This window comes from uncultured Campylobacter sp., assembly GCF_938045535.1.
GTDB lineage: Bacteria > Campylobacterota > Campylobacteria > Campylobacterales > Campylobacteraceae > Campylobacter_B.
The window spans coordinates 1-8,074 of record NZ_CALIMQ010000056.1; the positions used below are offsets into that span (position 1 = coordinate 1).

At 48.4% G+C, this 8,074-nt stretch carries 9 protein-coding genes; 1 reads left to right on the forward strand and 8 read right to left on the reverse strand.

Going from position 1 to position 8,074, the window contains the following annotated elements:
- From Q0095_RS02065 to Q0095_RS02100, 8 genes are all read right to left on the reverse strand, one after another.
- Nucleotides 1-217: hypothetical protein (locus Q0095_RS02065; RefSeq protein ID WP_297880905.1), on the reverse strand; the 217-nt coding region annotated here is incomplete at its 3' end.
- Between the two features lie 190 nt (nt 218-407).
- On the reverse strand, nt 408-608 hold the full coding sequence (locus Q0095_RS02070; protein WP_297880907.1) for a hypothetical protein: 201 nt from the start codon (nt 606-608) through the stop codon (nt 408-410).
- Between the two features lie 111 nt (nt 609-719).
- Nucleotides 720-1,856, reverse strand: a complete 1,137-nt coding sequence (locus Q0095_RS02075; protein ID WP_297880909.1) for a glycerate kinase — start codon at nt 1,854-1,856, stop codon at nt 720-722.
- A gap of 360 nt (nt 1,857-2,216) precedes the next feature.
- Nucleotides 2,217-3,593: a GntP family permease gene (locus Q0095_RS02080; RefSeq protein WP_297880921.1), complete on the reverse strand. Its 1,377-nt coding sequence runs from the start codon at nt 3,591-3,593 to the stop codon at nt 2,217-2,219.
- Between the two features lie 1,043 nt (nt 3,594-4,636).
- Nucleotides 4,637-5,059 (reverse strand): Sua5/YciO/YrdC/YwlC family protein, encoded by a 423-nt coding sequence (locus Q0095_RS02085; protein ID WP_297880923.1) that lies wholly within the window; start codon nt 5,057-5,059, stop codon nt 4,637-4,639.
- A gap of 13 nt (nt 5,060-5,072) precedes the next feature.
- Nucleotides 5,073-5,972: a DMT family transporter gene (locus Q0095_RS02090; RefSeq protein WP_297880925.1), complete on the reverse strand. Its 900-nt coding sequence runs from the start codon at nt 5,970-5,972 to the stop codon at nt 5,073-5,075.
- Nucleotides 5,973-6,540: 568 nt separating this feature from the next.
- Nucleotides 6,541-7,356 carry a DNA methyltransferase gene (locus Q0095_RS02095; protein ID WP_297880926.1) on the reverse strand — a complete coding sequence of 272 codons (816 nt, stop codon included), beginning with the start codon at nt 7,354-7,356 and terminating at the stop codon, nt 6,541-6,543.
- Entirely contained in the window at nt 7,349-7,705 is a 357-nt protein-coding gene (locus Q0095_RS02100) for a DpnII family type II restriction endonuclease (RefSeq protein ID WP_297880927.1), read from the reverse strand. The genes Q0095_RS02095 and Q0095_RS02100 overlap by 8 nt, the downstream gene beginning before the upstream one ends.
- Before the next feature lie 18 nt (nt 7,706-7,723).
- Between Q0095_RS02100 and Q0095_RS02105 the strand changes: the two genes are divergently transcribed.
- A complete protein-coding gene (locus Q0095_RS02105; RefSeq protein WP_297880928.1) occupies nt 7,724-8,020 on the forward strand; it encodes a DpnII family type II restriction endonuclease in 297 nt (98 codons plus the stop codon).
- Nucleotides 8,021-8,074: the final 54 nt, after the last annotated feature.

The window sequence follows — 8,074 nt, forward strand, 5'->3', positions numbered from 1 at the left end:
GGAATTTTATAAAGCAGATCGCTACTTTTAAATTTATGTTGCAAATCTCATAGGCTGCGAATATGGCGTTAAATTTTAAAATTCTGTCTGTTTTAGTCATGTCTTGAGGTATGTATTGTGAGGGGTGCGCGAGCCGCTTGATTGGAAAATGAGTTTTAGATCGCGCCTTGCGTATGTATCGCGCGGTAAAATAAATTTTTGCGCCGTAAAATTTCACGCCGCTATGTCATCGCCGAGCCGCCCGCCGTCTTACCTCCTGTCCTATTGCTCCGTATTTTCAAACGCGCTAGAATTTCAGCAAAGCTACGTTTTAATGCAAAATTTATCCACTTACCGCGGTCTGCGGCGGATGAAATTCTGCCGCCCGTCGTAAGCTGCGCGCAGTATCTGCTTGCCGCGCATGCACGTCATAGCCCATATCCTCTTGCCGCAACTGCTACTTTAATAACGTCCATCATTGTAGGCTCTCGCCTGCTTCTTCGCGTATATTTTGCGCCTTGTAAGCTGCGCGTCACCCCATCTGCGTCAAGATCGCGCCGTGCCTTTAAAGCACGCAAATATATCCTGCATAAAATTTGCTTCTTCGCCGTGCTCGCCTCCTGTCGCACTTTGTCGTGCTTGTCTGTTGCGAGCCGCCGCCGCGCCGTATCCCTTGCCCGCGCTCGCCGCACTCTCTGCAAGTTTTAGCGCCCGCGTCTTGAAATTTCAGTCTAAAAGCCCTATTTAGTGCCGCGTCCGAGCAGGAACAATCTCACCGCTTGTTCGGCGACGCGGGCTAAATTTTGCGTCGCGACGGCGGGATCCATCGCGCGCTCAAGACTTATAGGTTCGTTTAGGATGCAAAAAAATGCGCCTATGCCTCGCTCATTACAGCCGCCGGCACAGGGCGAGATACCGCCTGCCAGCGCGATTACGGGCACGCCGTAGGAAGCGGCGATCTTCGCCACGCCGCTTGGGGTTTTGCCCATTGAGCTTTGAAAATCGAGCCTTCCTTCGCCTGTGATGACGAGCTCGGCGCCTTGCATATCGCGCTCTAGTCCGATCTGCTCGGTGATGATGTCGATGCCTGGCTTAAGCGTCGCGTTTAGAAAGCTCACGAAGCCAAAGCCTAGCCCGCCGGCAGCTCCTGCTCCGGGGTTATTCCAAAGCTCGCGTCCGAGGTGTTTGCTTACGACGCTTGCAAAATTGATAAGCCCCGCATCGAGTTGCTTTACCATCGCCGCATCCGCGCCCTTTTGCGGAGCGTAAATATATGCCGCGCCGTTTTCGCCAAAGAGCGGATTATCCACGTCGCAGGCGATGAGAAACTCGCACTCTTTAAGATGCGGCAGCACCGAAGTGCAATCTATCGTGGCGAGTTTAATCAGATCCTCGCCCGCTCCCGCAAGCTCTGCGCCATTTGTATCTTTAAATTTAAAGCCGAGCGCGCGCAGCATACCCATACCCGCGTCATTCGTAGCACTTCCGCCGATGCCGATGATAAACTTTCGCGCGCCGTGCGCAATCGCATGCGCTATCATCTCGCCAAAGCCGTAGGTGCTCGTTTTTAGCGGGTTGCGGCGCGATTTTTCGATGAGCGGCAGACCCGATGCGGACGCCATTTCTAAGATGCCTAGCTCGCCTTTTAAGGCGTAGCGCGCGGGCGTTTTTTCGCCTAACGGATTTGCTACGATGACGTCCATGAACTTAGCTTTTAGCGCGTCTGCAAGGGCTTCAACGCTTCCTTCGCCGCCATCTGCGATAGGTTTGACGAGCACCTCGCAGCCTAGCTTTTCGATGCCTGATTTTACGGCGTTGCCCGCCTCAAGCGAACTAAGCGAGCCCTTAAACGAGTCGATCGCGACTAAAACTTTCATATTTTTCCTTTAGCTGGTATTTTAAAATTTTGAAATTTTACAGCGCGTAGGCTAAATTTACGATGACAAGACTGAAGCAAGAGTATAATTTTAAAATCTCGTCGCCAAATTTGTGGGGAAAATTTTAAAATTTCATGTCGTGGAATTTTAAAATTCTGTAGCGATAGAATTTTAAAATTTCGCTCCTTGAGGCTTTGTGTGTAAATTTAAAACTCCTTTAAGCGAAATTTTAATACTAGGGCATTTGCGCGGTATGGCTAGCTACGTAAATTTAAAGAATTTAATGTAGCTAGCCGCGGGTAGATGCGGCGTATTGCACTCCGCATTGATTTAGCGCGGTAGCGGCTAGAATAAGCTAGCCTAGATCAAAAACAGCGACAAAACCCACACGCTGATCATGCCCGTAATGCCCATAATTAGGGTTAGCATGGTCTGTGTGCGGTAGCCTTGCTGCGGGTTCATCTTGCTGAAATTCGTAACGACCCAGAAGTAGCTGTCATTAGCGTGCGAAACCGTCATCGCGCCCGCTGCGATCGCCATTACCACAAGCGCGCCGGACATTTCGGAGGTGAAGCCCAACACCTGCATCAGCGAGCCGTCTGCGTTAAATGCGCCCATAATCGAAGCGGTAGTGATGATCGCCACGGTGGAGCTTCCTTGCGCAGTTTTTAAGACGGCTGAGATTAAGAATGGGAAGAAAATCCCCGCGGCTTTAATCGCGGTCGCATTGTCCTTGATGTAGGTTACGAAGCCGGCGTCGGTAATGACCTTGCCTAGTACTCCGCCCGCTGCGGTGATGAAGAGGATCGGGCCTACGATTTTTAAGGATTCGTTGGTGATCTCGCTAAATTCGCCTAGTTTGCCGGTTTGTGCGAGCAGAAATACCGCAAAAACTACGCCTAAGGCTAGCGCGATGATAGGATTTCCTAAAAATTGCGAAATTTCGCCCGCAAACCCGCCTACTTTTAGGATCTTGGCGACGGAGCCCAGCGCCATAAATAGGATCGGTACCAAAATAGGGGCTAAGCTTAAAAATCCGCTCGGCAATTTGCCGTATTGTTTAAGCAGATCGTCGTAGCTTTTGGCGATGACTTCATTGGCTTCAGCCTCGCTTATATGCACGCTTTTAGCGATCTTTTTTGAAAAAAAGTATGTAGCGATCAGCACCGGCAAGGATACTACCGCGCCCATTGCGATTACGAGCAGTAGATTGCCGCCTAGACCCACGGCGCCTGCTGCGGCGATCGGTCCGGGAGTCGGCGGGATGAATACGTGTGAGGCATAAAGTCCGCCCGAGAGCGCTACTGCAAGAGCGACCGGATTTTCGCCGATTTTTTTGCTGATCGCTTCTCGAATCGGGTTTAAAACGACGAAGCCGCTGTCGCAAAATACTGGGATACCTACGATCCAGCCCATTATAAGCATCGCAAGCTCGGGGCGCTTTTGCCCGACTACGTTTACGACCATATCGGCGAGTTTGAGCGCCGCACCGGTCTTTTCGAGCACGGTGCCGATGAGCGCGCCGAAGATTATGACGATGCCGATACTCTTAAACGTGCCGCTGAATCCGTCGCCGATAATCGCGGGGATCTTGGCTAGCGGTATGCCCGCGACGATCGCGAGCGCCAGGGAGATAAGCATTAGCGCCAAAAACGGGTGAACGCCTGCTTTGGAGATCAAAAAAATCATCACGACGACCGCTATGGCGAAGCAGATGATTAACGCAACACCGCTCATAAAAGCTCCTTGAATGGGATTTAATTTGCCCGCAAGCGGTTTAAGCTTAAACTCCGTTTGCGCCTCAAATTTAATGCGGTAATTTTAGCGAAATTTTAATATAAAGCAAGAAAGGCGGCGTTAAATTCATAAAAATTTATGATTTATTCGGAAATGATGGACTAGCTAGCGGAATTTATCGGTGCCGCGCGGCGATAGGCGGTTTAAATTTTAAAATTTGCAGCGTTTGCTTTGATATGCTGTTTGTTTTAATGCGCTACGCGGTGGGCGGAGGAAATTTTATCGAAGATCGGCTGTGTGGCGCAGTAGTGGCGACCACTTGCGCTTTACGCGCAGCTTTGGCAGCTAAAGGGCGTGAGCGACGCGGACGCTTTGCGGCGCTTGCTACGGCGGAAGTAGTAATAGCGGTGAGGTAAAGCAATAATAGTAGCGATGGGGGCGGCGATAGCGGCGATGAAAGGCGATAGTATCGGCAGCGGCGGCTATGAGGCAGCGGCGAAATTTTGATTTTGGCGGCGTCAGATGAGCTTTTTTAAAAGATCAAATTTTAATCAGAGGTAGAAGCGGCGTCGGTAGGGCTGCGATAAAACGGCGCATAGCGGCTCGGATAAAAACCGGCGGCAACGCCTAATCTCTAAAATTTTGATCCAGAATACTCGAGATGCGAGAATTTCTAGCGATAATCTTAGCTCGCCCGAGTTAAAATTTTGATCGAGAGTGTTTGACGATAGAATTTCATTCAAAAGCCAGCAATAGCGAAATTTTACGGCTTCGAAAACGGCAGAAATTTTACTATTTGAAGGCAACGAAAAAAAAAAAGGGGGGGGGGATTTACAGCTTTTTATATGATTTTTCGACGAGTTTGCCGTGATCCTTTCGCGATTTTTTAAAATTCCAGACGGTATTTGCGCGGTTTATATGTGACGAAATTTTACGGTTCGGTGAAATTTATAAGAGCCATTTAAATTTACAAAGTTGCTTAAATTTATAAACTAGTGCCTCTTTTTGAGCGTTCTTTGCGCGCATAAATTTAATCGGCAGCTCTATCTAATCCGCAAAATTTTAGTTTTTGAAATTTTATAGATTTTTGAGCTCGCGTTTTGGCTGAAATTTTGATCCACGACCTCGTCCGCCGCCGCCCTCGCCCAGGCTTCGTCGAAGTTTTGTCCGCTTAAATTGGCGCTACTGGAGTAGAGCCAGTCAAATTGCCTCAAAAACTCCTCGTGAGCGCACTCTTTCACGACGCGCACGGCCTTGGCGTTCGGATATAAAAAAGTCGTTTTCCTCGCGCGGCGCACTAAATTTTTAAATTTAGCGGGCACGCGAGCGAGATTTTTTAGCTCGCTAAGCTTCGCCGTCGTTATGAGGCAGGGTTTGTCCGCCACTCGGCGTTTGAGCGCGTTTATCTCGCGAAAATCTTTACTCAAAAATCCCGCCGTCGTATCCGTCTGCGCCAAATAGATCATCTATCCTCCAAATTTACGCCTTTTTCCTATCTTTGGCTAGCAAAAATATGCACGAGATAATGAGCGTAAAACCCGCAAAATCAAGAAACACGAACTCCGTCCCCAGCCAAAAATAGGCAAACGCCGCCGCGCTCACCGGCTCGATGCACGCGATCATGCTCGCCCTGCTCGCGCCTATTATCTTTAGCCCCGTCATGTAAAAGCTAAACGCGCATATCGTGCCCAGGATCACCACCGCGGCAAGCGCAGCAAAGCCGTCTGCGTCGCTCACGCCGCCTAGCTGCCAAACCCGCGTGTAAAGCGCGAGTACTCCGCCGCCGATAACCATACCCCAGCCTAAATTTAACGGGACGGGGTATTTTTGATTTAGCTTCGTTGGAATGAGACTATAAATCACGACGCCAAGCGCGCTAATCAGGCACCAAACCAGCGCCTCCGCGCTGATAACCAGCGAGCCAAGATCGCCGTGGGTGGCGAGCAGCACGACGCCCAGCACCGCGAAAATGAGCGCGATGAGCTCGACCTTTTTAGGCACGCGTCGTTCTAAAAAGCAAACGACGGCAAGGATGAGCGCGGGCGCGGAGTACTGGATCACGGTCGCGACGGCGGCGTTTGAGAGCTCGACACTGCAAAAGTACGAATACTGCGTCATCATAAGCCCAAAAAACGCGTAGATGAGCAGCTGCGGCAAAAGCACGCGATCTTTTAGCGGCGCAAAGGCTAGGCGCGGCGAGCGAGCGATGTAATACGCTACCATCGCAAGCCCGGCGAGGCCTAGGCGGTAGGGTACGAGCCAGTCGGCGCTGACGCCCTTTTGCGTGAACAGATACTGCCCGCAAACACTGCTAAATCCCCATAATACGCCGCCAAGAAGCGTGATGAAAACGCCGAAAAATTCGCTCTGTGATCTCATTTGCCGCCTTAAATTTAAAGCCAAAGTATACAAGCTTATGCTTAAGCTGGGGTTAAATTTGGGGTTTGGGCGCGGCGCGATGAGCAAGGTAGGCAAAATTAAATTTAGGCAAATGCAGCAAAAATTGACAAAGATTTAAATTTGGACGCGTCCGGGCGTAATATGCGGCGGCTAAATTTTGACGAAATCGGCGAGAATTTTAAATTTGAGCGGATGGATAAGGAGGGCATTGCAAAATAATCTTCGAAGTTGTATTGTAAATTTTGAACGCGACAAGATGAGTGAAAATATCGCATGGCTGATGCGGCGGTTTTAAATTTAATCGCACGCAAACTCCCGTCCTTACTTCATGCCTTACATTCGCAGCTTTTTAAGAATCGGCTCAAGCCACAGCTTGGAGTTTCCTCTTGCTCGCAAGCTGCTTTAGCGGAGTGAAAAAGACGGTAGCAAACGCGGCGAATAACAATTAGCCTGCGAAGCTTAAAATTTTAAAACTAGCAACGTATATTTCTTTTGCGGTTGCAAATTTGCTAAGCAAAAAGCGCACTAAAATTCAAACGCTTAAATTTTAAAATTTCAAACTCTCTTGTTCTAATAGTCGCAAATCCGAAATCTTTCGCCTAAATTCGGCGAAATTCGCGTCCAGCTCGCGTTTGCGTTTTACGGCGATATCTATAAACTCGTCCTCTTTTTCGATACCTACAAATTTTCGTCCTAGTAAATTCGCAGCTACGCCGGTCGTCGCAGAGCCTGCAAAAGGATCACAAACGACGCTATTTTGAGTGCTCGCCATTAAAATTAACCGCACCAAAAGCGGCAGCGGTTTTTGCGTTGGATGCTTGCCGCACGCCTTCTCCCACGGCGCGATCGCAGGCAAGCTCCACACGTCGCGCATCTGCTTGTCGCTGTTTAGCTTTTTCATTAGCTCGTAGTTGAAAATATGCTTAAATTTCTCGCTTTTTCTTGCCCAGATGATCTGTTCCGAGCCGTGCGTGAGATAGCGGCAGCTGAAATTCGGCGGCGGATTGGTCTTCGCCCACGTGATGACATTTAGGATTTTGTAGTCCAGCTTTTGCAGCGCCCGACCGATCGAAAAAATATTGTGATACGTTCCGCTTATCATTACGCTGCCGTTATCCGTCAGGGCGTCTTTAGCAAGAGCGAGCCATTTAATATTAAATTTATCTATCTCGTCAATACCGTAACCCTTATCCCAATCGCCTTTATTTACGCTTACGATTTTTCCGCTTTGAATGCTAAGTCCATCATTTGAGAGAAAATACGGCGGGTCGGCAAAAATGAGGTCAAACTCGCCTTTAAACTTAGGCAAAATATTGAAGCAATCGCCTTTAAAAAGCTTAAAATCATCGGCTAACTTAAACATCTTTAAGCTCTTTTATAAAGTAATAAAGCGTGGCGAGATTATAAATTTTAACGCTTTTGTAGGCTTCTTCCAGTTTGTTTTTAGCCGCCAGCCACCCCTGTCCGTCGGTTATCCAGATAAATTTAAATCCGCCACAAAGCGCGATCTTTTGTGCTATTTCGATATAAGACCTTGCGACTTCATTTAGCTTCGAACCGCCCGTGCCGTAAAAATTCGCCTCGATCAGATATGTTACGCCGCCTGCGCTAATGACGAAATCGAAAATCTTTTGATCGCTTCCTAAATTTAGAGCAAAATTCCTACTGCTAACCTCGGTTTGAAAGCAGATATTTTCACTCTTTTCGAGCAAAACAAAGGGTGTTTTGATGTGTTAAATTTACTCATTGCCGTTCGCGATAAAAACACGGACGTGATAGAGGCTAACGGTGAGCTAACGAAACTTGGAACGTATTTTAAAAGTCCAGAAAAAATTTATGAGTTTTGCCAAGAAAGCGGGCTAGATAAAATTTTTACGGACGGAAAGGTTAAAAATTTGCACGATTACGTATTTGGCGTGGAGGTTGGGCTCGATACGAACGCGCGAAAAAATCGCGGAGGCGTAAATTTCGCGCGAACGATTTCAGAGTATCTTGAAAGTGAAAATATCTGTTTTCAAATCCTTTGAACCGAGTAAAAAATCAAGCGTGTGGAGCTTGATAGAAACGGCTTTTAGATTTTT